14 protein-coding genes are annotated in these 16042 nt (G+C 42.1%); all 14 read left to right on the top strand.

Annotated elements, in window-relative coordinates; translation table 11 throughout:
- Positions 1-46 precede the first annotated feature (46 nt).
- The 14 genes from rpoC to rplW all read left to right on the top strand — a co-directional run bounded on the left by rpoC (position 47) and on the right by rplW (position 16026).
- The gene (rpoC, locus tag MFF31_RS05745; protein ID WP_282570424.1) at positions 47-3673 is read left to right on the top strand and encodes a DNA-directed RNA polymerase subunit beta'; all 3627 of its coding nucleotides are present in this window, start codon (positions 47-49) and stop codon (positions 3671-3673) included.
- Between the two features lie 818 nt (positions 3674-4491).
- Positions 4492-5097 carry a hypothetical protein gene (locus tag MFF31_RS05740; RefSeq protein WP_238187118.1) on the top strand — a complete coding sequence of 202 codons (606 nt, stop codon included), beginning with the start codon at positions 4492-4494 and terminating at the stop codon, positions 5095-5097.
- A 42-nt stretch (positions 5098-5139) separates the two neighbouring features.
- Complete coding sequence (locus MFF31_RS05735; protein WP_238187117.1) at positions 5140-5370, top strand: hypothetical protein; 231 nt, start codon at positions 5140-5142, stop codon at positions 5368-5370.
- Between the two features lie 436 nt (positions 5371-5806).
- The gene (gene rpsL / locus MFF31_RS05730; RefSeq protein ID WP_238187116.1) at positions 5807-6229 is read left to right on the top strand and encodes a 30S ribosomal protein S12; all 423 of its coding nucleotides are present in this window, start codon (positions 5807-5809) and stop codon (positions 6227-6229) included.
- A gap of 65 nt (positions 6230-6294) precedes the next feature.
- A complete protein-coding gene (rpsG, locus tag MFF31_RS05725; protein ID WP_137186572.1) occupies positions 6295-6765 on the top strand; it encodes a 30S ribosomal protein S7 in 471 nt (156 codons plus the stop codon).
- Between the two features lie 29 nt (positions 6766-6794).
- Positions 6795-8870, top strand: a complete 2076-nt coding sequence (gene fusA, locus MFF31_RS05720) for an elongation factor G (protein WP_238187115.1) — start codon at positions 6795-6797, stop codon at positions 8868-8870.
- A gap of 113 nt (positions 8871-8983) precedes the next feature.
- Entirely contained in the window at positions 8984-10174 is a 1191-nt protein-coding gene (gene tuf / locus MFF31_RS05715) for an elongation factor Tu (protein ID WP_238187114.1), read from the top strand.
- Positions 10175-10475: 301 nt separating this feature from the next.
- Entirely contained in the window at positions 10476-11510 is a 1035-nt protein-coding gene (locus tag MFF31_RS05710) for an ABC transporter substrate-binding protein (protein WP_238187113.1), read from the top strand.
- 94 nt (positions 11511-11604) lie between these two features.
- Positions 11605-12519 (top strand): ABC transporter permease, encoded by a 915-nt coding sequence (locus tag MFF31_RS05705; protein ID WP_238187112.1) that lies wholly within the window; start codon positions 11605-11607, stop codon positions 12517-12519.
- The gene (locus MFF31_RS05700; protein ID WP_238187111.1) at positions 12519-13313 is read left to right on the top strand and encodes an ABC transporter ATP-binding protein; all 795 of its coding nucleotides are present in this window, start codon (positions 12519-12521) and stop codon (positions 13311-13313) included. Before MFF31_RS05705 ends, MFF31_RS05700 begins: the two co-directional genes overlap by 1 nt.
- Before the next feature lie 794 nt (positions 13314-14107).
- Positions 14108-14416, top strand: coding sequence for a 30S ribosomal protein S10 (gene rpsJ / locus MFF31_RS05695; protein WP_197938307.1), 309 nt, complete (start codon positions 14108-14110; stop codon positions 14414-14416).
- 40 nt (positions 14417-14456) lie between these two features.
- Positions 14457-15080, top strand: coding sequence for a 50S ribosomal protein L3 (rplC, locus tag MFF31_RS05690; protein WP_238187110.1), 624 nt, complete (start codon positions 14457-14459; stop codon positions 15078-15080).
- Between the two features lie 29 nt (positions 15081-15109).
- A complete protein-coding gene (rplD, locus tag MFF31_RS05685; RefSeq protein ID WP_238187109.1) occupies positions 15110-15733 on the top strand; it encodes a 50S ribosomal protein L4 in 624 nt (207 codons plus the stop codon).
- Positions 15733-16026 carry a 50S ribosomal protein L23 gene (gene rplW, locus MFF31_RS05680; RefSeq protein WP_197938304.1) on the top strand — a complete coding sequence of 98 codons (294 nt, stop codon included), beginning with the start codon at positions 15733-15735 and terminating at the stop codon, positions 16024-16026. The genes rplD and rplW overlap by 1 nt, the downstream gene beginning before the upstream one ends.
- Positions 16027-16042 lie beyond the last annotated feature (16 nt).

Raw genomic sequence — 16042 nt, 5'->3', positions numbered from 1 at the left:
AGCTTCTGAAAAGACACAGTCATACATGACGAAGGAGGGTTGCTCCTTGTTGGACGTGAACAACTTCGAGTATATGAAAATTGGTCTGGCTTCGCCGGATAAAATTCGCTCGTGGTCCCGCGGAGAAGTCAAGAAGCCGGAAACCATTAACTACAGAACGCTTAAGCCCGAGAAGGAAGGTCTCTTCTGCGAGAAGATTTTTGGACCTACTAAAGATTGGGAATGTCATTGCGGTAAATATAAGCGTGTACGTTATAAAGGCGTAGTCTGTGATCGTTGCGGCGTGGAAGTTACTCGCGCTAAAGTTCGTCGTGAACGTATGGGTCATATTGAACTTGCAGCACCAGTATCACACATTTGGTATTTCAAAGGTATTCCGAGCCGTATGGGTCTTGCACTTGATATGTCCCCTCGTTCACTTGAGGAGATCATTTATTTTGCATCCTATGTTGTAACGGATCCAGGTGAAACTCCACTTGAGAAAAAACAGCTTCTGTCCGAAAAAGAATACCGCAGCTACCGTGAAAAATATGGCTACGGATTCCATGCTGGCATGGGTGCAGAGGCAGTTAAGAAATTACTTCAGGACATTGACGTAGAGAAAGAGCTTGTGCAGCTTAAGGAAGAATTGCGTACAGCGCAAGGACAACGCCGTAACCGTGCAATCAAGCGTCTTGAAGTCATTGAAGCATTCCGTAATTCCGGTAATGCGCCTGAGTGGATGATTCTTGATGTGCTTCCTGTAATTCCACCAGAGCTTCGTCCGATGGTACAGCTTGATGGCGGACGTTTTGCAACGTCTGACCTTAATGACTTGTATCGCCGTGTAATTAACCGTAACAACCGTCTGAAGCGTCTTCTTGATCTTGGCGCTCCTGACATTATCGTACAAAATGAGAAACGTATGCTTCAAGAAGCAGTCGATGCTCTAATCGATAATGGTCGTCGTGGCCGTCCTGTTACTGGTCCTGGTAACCGTCCGCTTAAATCTCTCAGCCATATGCTGAAAGGTAAGCAAGGACGTTTCCGTCAGAACTTACTAGGTAAACGGGTTGACTATTCTGGTCGTTCCGTTATCGTCGTAGGTCCTAACCTGAAGATGTTCCAATGTGGACTTCCGAAGGAAATGGCTCTTGAACTATTCAAGCCTTTCGTTATGAAAGAGCTTGTTAATAAAGGTCTAGCTCATAATATTAAGAGTGCGAAGCGCAAAGTTGAACGCGTTAGTCCTGAAGTATGGGACGTACTAGAGGAAGTTATTAAAGAACATCCAGTTCTGCTTAACCGTGCCCCTACTCTTCATAGACTCGGTATTCAAGCTTTTGAACCGATTCTAGTAGAAGGACGCGCGATCAAGTTGCATCCACTCGTTTGTACGGCTTACAACGCTGACTTTGACGGTGACCAAATGGCTGTTCACGTTCCGTTGTCTGCTGAAGCGCAAGCGGAAGCTAGATTGTTGATGCTTGCATCAGGAAATATCCTGAATCCGAAGGACGGTAAGCCAGTTGTTACTCCTTCACAGGATATGGTACTAGGAAGCTTCTACTTAACAATGGATAACACAGATGCAAAAGGAACAGGTTCCGTATTCGCATCGATCAATGAAGCGATCTCTGCGTACCAACGTGGTATTGTTTCGTTACATGCTCGGATCTTTATCCCTGTACGTGTGCTTAAAAAGGTTAACTTTACAGCTCAGCAACAAGCTTCGATGCTCGTTACTACAGTTGGTAAAGTAATCTTCAACGAAATCTTCCCTGAAGATTTCCCATATGTGAATGAAGCGACAAAAACTAACTTATTGCACGGTACACCAGATAAATATTTTGTGTATGAGAAGGGCGCGGATCTTAGAAAGTTCATTGAAGATCCAGCAATTCCAGGCGCAGTAGGTAAGGATTATCTTGCTTTGATTATTGCGGAATGTTTCCGTCAATATCACACAACGCTAACTGCGGTTATTCTTGACCGTATTAAGCAGCTTGGCTTCACGTATTCCACAAAAGCTGGTATTACGATCGGTGTATCCGACGTAATTATCCCTCCAGAAAAAGTGGAAATTATGAAAGCTTCAGACGAGAAGGTTGCTACCGTTATGAATCAATACCGTCGTGGTTTGATTACAAACGAAGAGCGTTATGACCGTATCATCAGCATCTGGAGCAAATGTAAAGACGAGATTACAGAAATCCTCATGAAGTCGATGGATCGTTACAACAACATCATGCTTATGGTAGATTCCAAAGCACGGGGTAACAAATCTCAAATTACGCAGCTCGGCGGTATGCGTGGTCTAATGGCCAATCCATCCGGACGTATTATCGAGTTGCCAATTAAATCGAACTTCCGTGAAGGACTAACGGTTCTCGAGTACTTTATCTCGACGCATGGAGCGCGTAAAGGTCTTGCCGATACAGCACTTCGTACAGCTGACTCCGGTTACTTGACTCGTCGTCTAGTAGACGTAGCACAAGATGTTATCGTTCGTGAGGACGATTGTGGTACAGATAAAGGCTTCTCCGTAAGCAAGATCCAAGACGGTAAAGAAGTAATCGAAGATCTTTATGATCGTATCGAAGGACGTTATGCGTTCGAAACGATTCGTCATCCGAAAACGGGTGAAGTTATCGTTAACCGTAGCGAACTAATCGATTCGAACAGAGCAGATGCGATTATCGATGCTGGTGTAGAACGTCTGCAAATTCGTTCTGTACTAAGTTGTCGTGCTCGTCATGGCGTATGTAAGATCTGTTACGGACGTAACTTGGCTACTGGTAAACATGTTGAGATTGGTGAAGCGGTTGGTATTATCGCAGCACAATCCATCGGTGAGCCAGGAACACAGTTGACAATGCGTACATTCCATACCGGCGGTGTTGCCGGAGACGATATTACACAAGGTCTTCCGCGTATCCAAGAGCTATTTGAAGCACGTAATCCGAAAGGCCAAGCGATCATCTCCGAGCTTGACGGCGTTATTAAAGAGATTCGTGAAGCTAAAGATCGTCGCGAAATTGAAGTTCAAGGCGAAGCTGAGTCCAAAGTGTATGCTGTTACCTATGGTTCGCGTATCCGCGTAGCATTAGGCCAACATATTGAGGCAGGCGACGAGTTGACGGACGGTTCGATCGATCCGAAGGATATGTTGCGTATCAAAGGTATCCGCGGCGTACAGAACTACATCTTGCAAGAAGTACAGCGCGTATACCGTAACCAAGGCGTTGAGATCAATGACAAGCACGTTGAGGTCATGATCAAACAAATGCTACGGAAAATCCGTATCGTAGACGCTGGCGGCACTACTTTGTTGCCAGGTGCTTTCGTAGACATTCATGAATACGAAGCAGCTAACCGCGAAGCTATCTTCGCTGACAAAGAGCCTGCAGTTGCCAAACCGGTATTGCTCGGTATTACAAAAGCGTCTCTTGAAACTGACTCCTTCTTGTCTGCAGCATCCTTCCAGGAGACAACTCGTGTCCTAACTGATGCAGCAATCAAAGGTAAAGTCGATCAGCTTCTAGGTCTTAAAGAGAATGTTATCATCGGTAAGTTGATCCCGGCTGGTACGGGAATGCAGCGTTACCGTAACATTCGCTTGAGAGGCTTGGATGATGAAATTCTTGAAGGCGAAGTTGCTGAACAAGCAACGGAAGCTGTAGTAGTTGAATAAATAACGGCCGTTTATAGCGGTTAAATATAAAAGCGATACATGCTCTTGCACAGTTTGTGCAATGGAGCGTGTATCGCTTTTTTTAGTAAGTAAACAACATGAATAGTTAAGCGTATAAATCATTCGAGTAGCATTGTTGAAAAATGGTCAAGGGTGGTGTGTAAGTGAGAACAAAAAGCATCTATAAGGAATCGCAATAGTCTCACTACTCCATAAATTAGCCTCATTACTCGACAAACCAATGCCACTCGCTCTAACGAATCGTAACAACCTTACTATGTAGAAAAGGAACATTAATTTGCTCTAACGAATCTCAAAGGACTTATTGCGCAATAAGTAAACAAAGAGAGGTGCTTTTTCCGAAATAACGATTGTGCAGTCCGTTAAGATAAAAATTTGCTTCTCTTTGAGCAAATATGAGTTACTGAGTTCGTTAGATATTTAATGACACACAAAATCGTGTGTATGAAGTCAACTTCGAATGAGGATCAAGCGAAAGATCAAAGGTATGATTAAAAGTACCACTTAAAAATAGCTTTTTAATTACCAAATTAGAGATATAATAGAAGTACTCCTGCATATTTTACTCCTTTTGATCTTATAGCCCTCTAAAAACCGTTTATAATCAATTCAGTTAAGAAGTTAAATTACATTAAATTAAAAAATGATATGGATACGTTTGATCACACTTGACAGAGCACATTGAATTTTTAAATTTCTGGGGTTCAATTTAAAGCATACCCGTATTTGGTTTCTTGCATTAATCAAGAACCAACACTTCGTAATTGGCATCAACATTCGAAGGAGGATCTCTCATTATGCATATAAAGCAGAAAGTGCTTATTTTGATACCAGTAATATTTTTGATTATGCTTATTCTATGGCAAACAGGACTGATTAACTTAAATATGTATGGTATATCTCACATAGCTCAGGACAGTAAAAAATTCACAGATACATTAGGACATAAAATAGACGGAAATTATTCAGTTCTAATTGATTTGTCCGATTTGAAAAGCAATGTTGGTAAAGAGATATATAATGATGGCTCCCATAAAATAGTCGTAGCTTGGATTGATAATACAGGTAATGTGCGAAGTGGCGGTTATCGAATTGGTTTCAGATCGATTGGTCGCTATTCATCAAATGAAGCTTCGTTAGTTTCAGGAGCTCGGCATGAGTCGTTGGGAGATCAATCTTTTACAACGTATATGTCAGCCAAAATGACAGCAGAGTATGAAAATAGGGAATATATCAGTTCAATCTTCAGCTCAGGTGCATTGACCTATAAAGATGGTGATGAGTTTGGCTTTTATATATTCCCTACAGAATTTTATGAGGGTGAAGGCAACACGTTAGACGAGAAAGGTATCGTAAAACTGATGTTAAAAGGGCTTTATAAAAATATATGGAGCAGAAGTTAACGGAAATGAGTTATTGCGTATGAATCATTTGGAGGTGTTCAAATGTCCAACAATAAAATAAATGAAACCACTGACATAAAAACTAACTACGAAAGTGAGAAGGAATACAAAGATGTTCATATGGAAGCCTTTCAGAATGCAGAAGGAGGCGGACCACTTAAGAGGATTAACCTGAATGACATGCCTATCGCTTTGCGTATTTTTCAATACTTTATTAGGACTGTAGTGATCATTTTTGTAATTGCTGCAATAGTAGTTAGTGTGATGAAATAATAAAAATTGAAATCTAAACACGCGTACAATAGGGACAGATTATGAAATACAAACACGTGGTAGATGAAACATCAGCTATTATCCTGTAATTAAATTTTATAATGATTTTAGTAACGAAATATCACGTTTAGTAGTGCATGTTGTTTTGTTGCAAAGCGAAGTAGAAGTAGATGGGTGCAAAAGCAATGTGTACGATGATCCGCAATGGGTTACGGAAAATAAACAATAATTTTATAAATTTGCTCATTCGATAATTAAAGAGATCTTACATACTTGACATGCATGGGCGATGAATGATAATATATCGAAGTGTGCCTGATGACTAGGTTTAAGAATTCTTATTGTTCATTTATGAACCGCCTGGATCTGTGGGCTTAAATTAGGGGTAAAATGTCTACCAACATAAAGGCATGAAATAAGGGAAGGGGGTGGCAACATGCCAACAATTAACCAGCTAGTTCGTAAAGGTCGTACAGCGAAAGTAGTTAAATCGAAATCGCCAGCCTTGCAAAAAGGTTTTAACGCATTGAAACGTGAATCAACAAACATCAGCGCTCCTCAAAAGCGTGGTGTGTGCACTCGTGTAGGAACTATGACTCCAAGGAAACCGAACTCCGCACTTCGTAAATATGCTCGTGTTCGTTTAACGAACCGCTTAGAAGTTACGGCTTACATTCCAGGTATCGGACATAACTTGCAAGAGCATAGCGTTGTTTTGATCCGTGGTGGTAAAGTAAAAGACTTAGCAGGAGTACGTTACCATATCGTTCGCGGTGCGCTTGATACTGCGGGTGTTAACAACCGTATGCAAGCTCGTTCAAAATACGGTACAAAGCGTCCTAAAGCTAAAAAATCATAATATGACCCCATATGGGTTACAACATGCTAGACTAATTGACTATTAGAAGAAAGGGGGACTTTCTCATGCCACGCAAAGGTCCTGTAACGAAACGTGATGTGCTTCCAGATCCGGTTTACAATAGTAAATTGGTTACTCGTCTAATCAACCGTATTATGATTGACGGTAAAAGAGGAGTTGCACAAACACTACTATATGATGCTTTCAAACTTATTCAAGAACGCTCGGGAAAAGATCCAATGGAAGTTTTTGAAGCAGCTTTGAAAAATATCATGCCTGTTCTTGAGGTTAAAGCACGCCGTGTAGGTGGAGCTAACTATCAAGTGCCTATCGAAGTTAAACCTGAGCGCCGTACTGCTCTTGGTCTTCGTTGGTTGGTAAACTACTCGCGTAACCGCGGCGAAAAGACAATGGAAGAGCGTCTAGCTGCTGAAATTCTTGATGCTTCCAATAACACTGGTGCATCTGTTAAAAAGCGTGAAGACACGCACAAAATGGCTGAAGCAAACAAAGCGTTTGCTCACTACCGCTGGTAGAATAACCATAAACGAGAGGAGACAATTTTATGTCAAGAGAGTTCTCCTTGAACAATACGCGTAACATCGGGATTATGGCTCATATTGATGCTGGTAAAACCACTACTACTGAGCGTATTTTGTTCTTCACGGGCCGTACTCACAAAATCGGAGAGGTGCACGAAGGTGCAGCTACGATGGACTGGATGGAACAAGAACAAGAGCGCGGTATTACGATTACATCCGCTGCGACAACTGCGCAGTGGAATGGACATCGCATCAATATTATCGATACCCCAGGACACGTTGACTTCACAGTAGAAGTTGAGCGTTCCCTACGCGTATTGGACGGGGCCGTTGGGGTTTTCAGTGCTAAAGAAGGCGTTGAACCACAGTCTGAAACTGTATGGCGTCAAGCAGATCGTTATAACGTTCCGCGGATCGCTTACATTAATAAGATGGACATCATCGGTGCTGATTTCCTAAATGTTATCAAAGACATGCGCGAGCGTCTTCAAGCAAATGCTGTTGCGATTCAAATTCCTATCGGTGCAGAGTCCGACTTTGTCGGCGTTATCGATATCGTTGAACGTAAAGCATACAAGTATAAAGACGATACAGGCAAAGACCCAATCGAAGTTGATATTCCTGCTGAGTACGCTGACCAATTGGAAGAGCTACGCACAGAATTGATCGAGAAGGTTGCCGAGCTGGACGAAGAATTGACGATGAAATATTTGGAAGGTGAAGAAATCACTATTCCAGAAATTAAAGCAGCACTACGTAAAGGTGTTTGCGAAGTTAAAATCTTCCCAGTTATCGTTGGTTCATCCTACCGTAACAAAGGTGTTCAATTGATGTTGGATGCTGTTGTTGACTATCTTCCATCGCCACTTGATGTACCTTCTATTAAAGGTACTCTTGAAGACGGTGAAGAGGGCGCAAGACCATCATCTGATACAGAGCCTTTCGCAGCATTGGCTTTCAAAATCATGACGGATCCTTACGTTGGTAGATTGACGTTCTTCCGTGTATACTCAGGTATCCTAAAATCCGGTTCGTATGTTCTTAACTCAACTAAGGGCAAACGTGAGCGTATTGGACGTATCTTGCAGATGCATGCGAACTCTCGTCAAGAGATTTCAGAAGTTTATGCTGGTGATATCGCTGCAGCAGTTGGTCTTAAAGATACAACTACAGGCGACACACTTTGTGATGAAAAGAACGTTATCGTTCTTGAGTCCATGAACTTCCCTGAGCCAGTTATCTCGGTTGCTATCGAACCAAAAACGAAAGCAGACCAAGACAAACTAGGTATCGCAATTTCCAAGCTTGCTGAAGAAGATCCTACTTTCCGTGCACGTACAGACGAAGAAACTAACCAGACGATCATTTCTGGTATGGGTGAGCTTCACCTTGAGATTCTAGTTGACCGTATGTTCCGCGAATTCAAAGTTGAAACAAACGTTGGTGCACCTCAGGTTGCTTACCGTGAGACGTTCCGTGAAGCTGCGAAGGTTGAAGGTAAGTTCGTTCGTCAGTCCGGTGGTAAAGGTCAATTCGGACATTGTTGGGTTGAATTCTCACCACTTGAGCCAGGTTCAGGCTTCGTATTCGAAAACAAAACGGTTGGTGGATCGATTCCTCGTGAATATATCGCTCCAATTCAAGCTGGTATCGAAGAGTCAATGAAAAACGGCGTTGTCGCTGGCTTCCCGCTAGTTGATGTTAAAGCTGTTGTTGTTGACGGATCTTACCATGATGTTGACTCCTCGGAGATGGCGTTTAAAATTGCAGGTTCGATGGCGCTTAAAGCTGCTAAAGATAAATGTAAGCCAGTTCTTCTTGAGCCAATCATGAAAGTTGAAGTTACTGTTCCTGAAGAGTACATGGGCGATGTTATGGGTATGCTTAACTCCCGTCGTGGTCGTATCGAAGGTATGGATTCCCGTGCAGGTGCACAAATTATCCGTTCCAAGGTACCTCTCTCCGAGATGTTTGGTTACTCCACAACTCTACGTTCCGGTACTCAAGGACGCGGTGTATTCTCCATGGAGCTTTCGCACTATGAAGAAGTACCAAAATCGATTGCTGAAGCAATCGTTGCTAAAAACAAAGGTGAGTAATTCAATACTCTCCGCATAAATAAAGTTTGTTTTTGGCCGTCATCAGGTATGCTTGCACTCTCGGTGATGGCCCCCACATAAAATTTAAGTTAAATTGAGGAGGCATCTGTTCAATGGCTAAGGCAAAATTTGAACGTAATAAACCGCATGTTAACATCGGTACAATTGGTCACGTCGATCACGGTAAAACAACTTTGACTGCTGCAATCACAACTGTACTTTCCAAAAAATACGGCGGTGTAGCAACTGCATTCGACCAAATCGATAAAGCTCCAGAAGAGCGCGAGCGTGGTATCACGATCTCGACAGCTCACGTTGAGTATGAGACGCCTAACCGTCACTACGCACACGTTGACTGCCCAGGTCACGCCGACTACGTTAAGAACATGATCACTGGTGCTGCACAAATGGACGGAGCAATTCTTGTTGTTTCCGCTACTGACGGCCCAATGCCACAAACTCGTGAGCACATCTTGCTTTCTAAGCAAGTTGGCGTACCTCACATCGTAGTATTCTTGAACAAATGTGATATGGTTGAAGACGAAGAGCTTCTTGAGCTAGTTGAGATGGAAGTTCGCGACCTTCTTTCCGAGTACGATTTCCCAGGCGATGATACTCCAATCATCCGTGGTTCTGCTCGTGAAGCATTGCAAAACCCAGATGGCGATTGGGCAGAAAAAATTATCGACTTGTTCAACCAAATCGATAATTTCATCCCAACTCCAGAACGCGACACGGCTAAGCCTTTCCTTATGCCAGTCGAGGATGTATTCACAATCACAGGCCGTGGTACAGTTGCTACTGGTCGCGTAGAGCGTGGTATTATCAAAGTGGGCGACGAGATCGAAATCGTTGGTCTTCAAGAAGAAACTCGCAAATCCGTTGTTACGGGTGTTGAGATGTTCCGTAAATTGCTTGATTCCGCTCAAGCAGGCGACAACGTAGGCGCATTGCTTCGTGGTGTAGACCGCAGCAACATCGAGCGTGGCCAAGTTTTGGCTAAACCAGGTTCAGTAAAGCAACATACTGACTTCACAGCTCAAATCTACGTTCTAACTAAAGAAGAGGGTGGCCGTCACAAGCCTTTCTTCACTGGTTACCGTCCACAATTCTATTTCCGTACAACTGACGTAACAGGTATCATCAACCTGCCTGAAGGTACTGAAATGGTTATGCCTGGCGATAACATCACAGTTACAGTTGAACTAATTGCTCCAATCGCAGTTGAAGAAGGAACTCGCTTCTCCATCCGTGAAGGCGGCCGTACTGTAGGCGCTGGCGCAGTAGCAACTATCCAAAAATAATATGATGCGGCTTAGCCGCATTGTGTATAAAAACCCTCACTTCGGTGAGGGTTTTTTGTGTATTTTGCTAAAATTAGCGAAAATGCATGAGTTACTGTCAACTTTGGATTGACTGAATACCTTATCTGGAATTAAGATAGCTAGTATAGTTAATAGAATGAATTCGCTTACTTTCGAACTATTTTTGCCGTAGCTAGGTGCGCTTGTTAACTTTATCAACAAAAAGCAATAAAGCATTACTGCGAAGTAGTTGTACAGCGACAAATTTATTTAACCATATATAATTGAGAGGGGTACTCAAATGAAAAAGAGATTTTGGCTTGGCTTAGCTTTAGCTTCCCTTATGGTTATAACAACAGCTTGTGGCGGAAATGGTGGAAAGACAGCATCCGGTAATAAAGAAGAAACTGGCAGCAGCGGTGCTGAAACCAAAAAGTATAAGGTAGCGATATCACAGGTAGTAGAGCATCCATCACTCGATGCAACAAGACAAGGTTTTCTAGCAGCGTTAAAAGATGCGGGATTAGAGATTGAGCTTGATTACAATAATGCGCAAGGTGACGCCAATAACTTCAAAACGATCGCAGATAAAATCGCATCAAGTGATGCGGATTTGGCACTAGGTATCGCAACGCCGAACACACAGGTTCTTGTTGAATCAGTAAAGGACATACCAGTTGTATTCGCTGCAATAACTGATCCAGTTAAAGCAGGAATTGTTCCAACGCTTAAAGCACCGGGCGGTAATGTTACAGGTGCTGCAGACACTAACCCAGCATCCGTTATTCAAACAATGGACTTTATTGCTAAGGAACTTCCTAACGTAAAAAAAATTGGACTTGTTATTGATGAGTCAGAGGACAATGCAGTTGTTATGAGTGAAATTGCGTTAGAAGCGCTCAAGCCACATGGTATTGAATTGATTAAAGCACCTATTGCGAATGTTTCAGACATCCAACAGGCAGCCCAGTCCCTTGTTGGTCGTGTAGATGCGATTTACATTACATTAGATAACAATGTGGTTTCTGGTGTGGAAGCTATTATTGATGTGGCAAATGAAAATGACATTCCATTTTTCTCTGCTGATCGTGATACAGTTGAGAAAGGGGCATTTGCAACTGTTGGATTTAAATATTATGACCATGGCTATGAAGCAGGACAAATGGCTGTTGAAATTTTGAAAAATGGTAAGAAGCCAGGCGAAATGGATGTAACAGTACCACAAAAACTTGATTACATTTTAAACTTGAAGGCTGCCGATGAACAAGGCATTACAGTAACTGAGGCTATGAAAGCTTATGTTAAAGATGCTGCGAACAATATTATTATTGATTAAGCAATAATCAAGTTAATAACTTTCATTATAAATAGGCGTTGGGTGATCGAGCTGTTGGTTCACCCTTTTGTAATTAAACAAGGAGGCGCACATCATGATGACATCTATGATAGGAGCTGTTGAAAGCGGCCTGTTGTATGCACTTATGGCTCTAGGCGTATATATAACTTTTAGAATTTTAGATTTTCCAGATTTGACGGTAGACGGGAGCTTTACAACAGGTGCTGCAATTGGGACCGTTATGACCATTAATGGAAGCCCTCCTTGGCTTGCAATTATTTATGCTTTTATTGGTGGAGCACTTGCTGGTATGTGTACAGGATTACTTCATACTAAAGGTAAAATTAACGGACTGCTATCGGGTATTATTATGATGATTGCTCTATACTCCATTAATTTAAGAATTCTCGGTAAACCAGTTTTATCACTTCGTGGTTCGGAAAATGCATTTGATGATGCTGATGTTTGGTTGGTAGGAGCTATTCTGGTTATTGTTGTTTTGGTACTTCTAGTACTTTTCCTTAACACTAACTTAGGGTTGAGTCTACGAGCAACAGGTGACAATAGTCGTATGATTCGCAGTTTTGGAGCTAATACCGATAACACAATTATAATGGGAGTCGCATTATCGAATGCTTTAGTAGCATGTTCGGGTGCACTAGTAGCACATTCTTTAAACGCTGCTAATAATGCAATGGGAATTGGAATGATTGTAATTGGATTAGCTTCGGTTATTATAGGCGAAGCTGTCATAGGTTCCAAATCGATACTAAGAGCATTGATTGCTGTTGTAATAGGAGCAATTATTTATAGAATGATTTATGCTCTTGCACTTCGAGTGCCATGGCTTGATTCGCAAGATATGAAGCTGATTAGTGCAGTAATTATTATCAGTGCACTTGTTATACCGAGTGTCCGAAGAGCACTCAAACAGAAGTCGATTGCTAAAAAACGTACAGCTGAAGTATTGTCCTCATTGGGCAAATCAAATACTGGAGGTGTACGGTAATGTTAAGAATTGAAGCCGTATCAAAACTTTTTAATCCAGGTACAGTTGATGAAAAAATTGCGTTAATGAACGCTAAGCTTCACTTGAAACAAGGTGACTTTGTAACTGTTATCGGCAGCAATGGCGCAGGCAAGTCAACGCTTATGAATATTATCTCAGGAGTAATGGCTCCTGATGCAGGGGAAGTATATATTGATAATAAGGATGTAAGCCAAATATCCGAGTATAAAAGAAGTCAATGGATTGGACGAGTGTTCCAAGACCCTATGGCAGGAACTGCTCCGAGAATGACAATCGAAGAAAATCTTGCGATTGCTTATAAACGTGGTAAGACCAGAGGGTTTTCACTTGGAGTAACGAGTCGTACTCGCAAAATATTCCGCGATGAACTTAGTCGACTTGGTATTGGTCTTGAAAATCGCATGGGAGCCAAAGTTGGTATGTTGTCCGGGGGTGAGCGCCAAGCGCTAAGCTTGCTTATGGCAACCTTCACCCGCCCGCAAATTCTTTTGCTCGACGAACATACTGCAGCGCTTGATCCAGCACGTGCGGAGCTAGTAACTTCACTTACGGATAACATCGTTAAAGAACTTAAGTTAACAACATTAATGGTAACGCACAATATGGAGCAAGCTATTCGTTTAGGAAATCGTCTCATTATGATGGATAAGGGTCAAATAATTCTACAAGTTAATGAGGATCGCAAGAAGTATCTAACGGTAGAACGATTACTTGGCGAATTCGAGCAAATCAGCGGCAAAAAGATGGCAGACGATCGTGTTGTATTGGGATAATCAGATCAATGACATTAATCAAATATACAATGACTGAAACAGCGACTTTGTCGCTGTTTCTATTTATATAGAAGAAACACGTAAATATCTGTGAAATATGTGATCAAAGAGGGCAAAGGAATTTGTGAAAAAGCGTATATGCGTATATGTATATTAGCGGGTCATAACAATGCATTAGCTTGTATATGTCCATGTATTAAGTGCAGTAACAAACGGGTTTATAACATAACTAGCTTAGCTAGAACATTCTGGTCTTTGACCTACTTAAGCTAGAAGTTGTATCATATCAAGATGACCAATGTAGTTATAGTGACTCTTAAGCGCATAAATGGAACTAACCATGGGAGTTATTTTAAAATAGGTGACTTTCAGTGTATAGGCGCAGCTAATTTAGAGATTTATCCGAAAATGTTCTGAATTAAGAGCATTACTTTACTTACCTATAATCCTAACTCGATAATATCGAGATTTAAGTTCAATTGTTCGTTTATTGGATTTAACGACCTCGTAAACAACATCCAACATGAAAACTTATCGCAGAAGAAGCATTGGATTGTTAAACATTATGCGGCTAAACTGCAAGTGATTTTTACCAATAGAAAAATTATGAATAGAACTTAAAATTATAGTTGCATTCGCCCGCCTAATTCGTTATAATATTGAATGTTGGTCTGACGTTGCGTTGATGTGAGAGGTTGCCGACACACCCGGCCCCTTTGCCATGGGGCTCGTGAAGGGTTATTCTCACGGAGTATGTCCGATTAAAAAATTGGGCGATAGAAGGAGGGACTTATATGGCAAAGCAAAAGATTCGTATCCGCTTGAAAGCATACGATCACAGAATTCTTGATCAATCCGCAGAGAAAATCGTGGAAACTGCAAAACGTTCCGGTGCAAGTGTATCCGGACCAATTCCGTTGCCAACGGAAAAGCAAATTATCACTGTTCTTCGTGCGGTACACAAGTACAAGGATTCCAGGGAACAATTCGAAATGCGCACTCATAAGCGTTTGATCGATATTGTAAACCCGACGCCACAAACGGTTGATGCGCTTATGCGTCTTGATCTGCCGTCTGGTGTAGATATCGAAATCAAACTGTAATATCGTATATACGATCATAAAGAGGGAATGAGGTGTCAACATGAAAGGTATCTTAGGGAAAAAACTTGGTATGACTCAAGTGTTTACTCCTGAAGGAAACGTAGTTCCAGTAACGGTAATCGAAGCTGGCCCTTGCGTAGTACTACAGAAGAAAGATGTAGAAACTGACGGCTACGAAGCTGTGCAATTCGGTTTCGCTGAGAAGAAAGAAAAGAGATCGAACAAGCCTGAGATCGGCCACGCTAAAAAAGCTGGATCGACTCCTAAGCGCTACGTTCGTGAAATTCGCGGGATTAACCTTAGTGATTATGAAGTTGGCCAGCAAGTTAAAGCTGATTTGTTCACAGAGGGCGAATTCGTTGACGTAACAGGTATTTCCAAAGGTAAAGGCTTTGCCGGCGTTATCAAACGTTGGGGACAAAGCACTGGACCAATGTCTCACGGTTCCCGTTACCACCGTGGACCAGGTTCCATGGGTTCCATTCAAGCTAACCGTGTTCCGAAGGGCAAACGCCTACCAGGACATATGGGTCATGAAACAATCACGATCCAAAGACTTGAAGTTATCCGTGTAGATGCAGAACGTAACGTACTTCTTGTTAAAGGATCCATTCCAGGTCCTAAAAACGGATTCGTTAAAGTAAAACAAACAGTTAAGAACTAATTGCTCTTACAGGAAAGGAGGAACACGAAATGCCTAAAGTAACAGTATTCAACGTGAGCGGTTCGCAAGTTGGCGAACTTGAGCTAGCTGAAAACATATTCGGCATTGAGCCTAACACTCATGTTATGCACAGCATGGTAGTTTTGCAGCAAGCTGCAGAACGCCAAGGAACGCACAAGACAAAAGGTCGCTCCGAAGTACGTGGCGGTGGTCGTAAACCTTGGAAACAAAAAGGTACTGGACGCGCTCGTCAAGGTAGCATTCGCTCCCCGCAATGGGTAGGTGGCGGAACTGTATTTGGTCCAACACCACGCGGATACGGCTTCAAATTGCCTAAGAAAGTTCGTCGTCTTGCAATCAAATCTGCATTGTCTTCAAAAGTTATCGCTAACGAAATCATCGTTCTTGATCAACTGACATTCGCGGCTCCTAAGACGAAAGAATTCGCAAGCATTTTGAACAACCTGAAAGCTGATCGTAAAGCACTAGTAGTTACAGCAAACTATGAGGATAACGTTGCATTGTCTGCACGTAACATTCCTGGTGTGAAATTCGTTGCAGCTGATGGCATCAATGTTCGTGATGTACTTGTCTATGACAAGCTAATCATTACTAAAGAAGCAGTAGAGAAAGTACAGGAGGTGCTTGCGTAATGAAAAATCCACGCGATATTATCAAGCGCCCGGTTATTACGGAACGTACGAGCGATTACATGGCTGTCAAACGTTATGTGTTTGAAGTAGATCTTCGCGCGAACAAAACCGAAATAAAACAAGCTATCGAAGCAATCTTTAACGTTAAAGTAACCGGCGTTAACACAATGCGTGTAGCGGGTAAACCAAAGCGTTATGGTAAACATAGCGGCTACAGACCTGACTGGAAAAAAGCGATCGTTCAATTGAGCGGTGACAGCAAAGAACTTGAGTTCTTTGAAACGTCTGTTTAGAAAAGGAGGGAATACA

This window comes from Paenibacillus sp. L3-i20 (assembly GCF_022180385.2).
Classification (GTDB): Bacteria; Bacillota; Bacilli; order Paenibacillales; family Paenibacillaceae; genus Pristimantibacillus.
This window is presented reverse-complemented; position numbering and strand designations above follow the sequence as displayed.

Bases quoted from the DNA above. Each gene is read 5' to 3' on its own strand.
- rpsG (WP_137186572.1), top strand. From the start codon at position 6,295: ATGCCACGCAAAGGTCCTGTAACGAAACGTGATGTGCTTCCAGATCCG.
- rplC (WP_238187110.1), top strand. From the start codon at position 14,457: ATGAAAGGTATCTTAGGGAAAAAACTTGGTATGACTCAAGTGTTTACT.
- rpsJ (WP_197938307.1), top strand. From the start codon at position 14,108: ATGGCAAAGCAAAAGATTCGTATCCGCTTGAAAGCATACGATCACAGA.
- MFF31_RS05700 (WP_238187111.1), top strand. From the start codon at position 12,519: ATGTTAAGAATTGAAGCCGTATCAAAACTTTTTAATCCAGGTACAGTT.
- tuf (WP_238187114.1), top strand. From the start codon at position 8,984: ATGGCTAAGGCAAAATTTGAACGTAATAAACCGCATGTTAACATCGGT.
- rplW (WP_197938304.1), top strand. From the start codon at position 15,733: ATGAAAAATCCACGCGATATTATCAAGCGCCCGGTTATTACGGAACGT.
- MFF31_RS05740 (WP_238187118.1), top strand. From the start codon at position 4,492: ATGCATATAAAGCAGAAAGTGCTTATTTTGATACCAGTAATATTTTTG.
- MFF31_RS05735 (WP_238187117.1), top strand. From the start codon at position 5,140: ATGTCCAACAATAAAATAAATGAAACCACTGACATAAAAACTAACTAC.
- MFF31_RS05710 (WP_238187113.1), top strand. From the start codon at position 10,476: ATGAAAAAGAGATTTTGGCTTGGCTTAGCTTTAGCTTCCCTTATGGTT.
- MFF31_RS05705 (WP_238187112.1), top strand. From the start codon at position 11,605: ATGATGACATCTATGATAGGAGCTGTTGAAAGCGGCCTGTTGTATGCA.
- rpsL (WP_238187116.1), top strand. From the start codon at position 5,807: ATGCCAACAATTAACCAGCTAGTTCGTAAAGGTCGTACAGCGAAAGTA.
- fusA (WP_238187115.1), top strand. From the start codon at position 6,795: ATGTCAAGAGAGTTCTCCTTGAACAATACGCGTAACATCGGGATTATG.
- rplD (WP_238187109.1), top strand. From the start codon at position 15,110: ATGCCTAAAGTAACAGTATTCAACGTGAGCGGTTCGCAAGTTGGCGAA.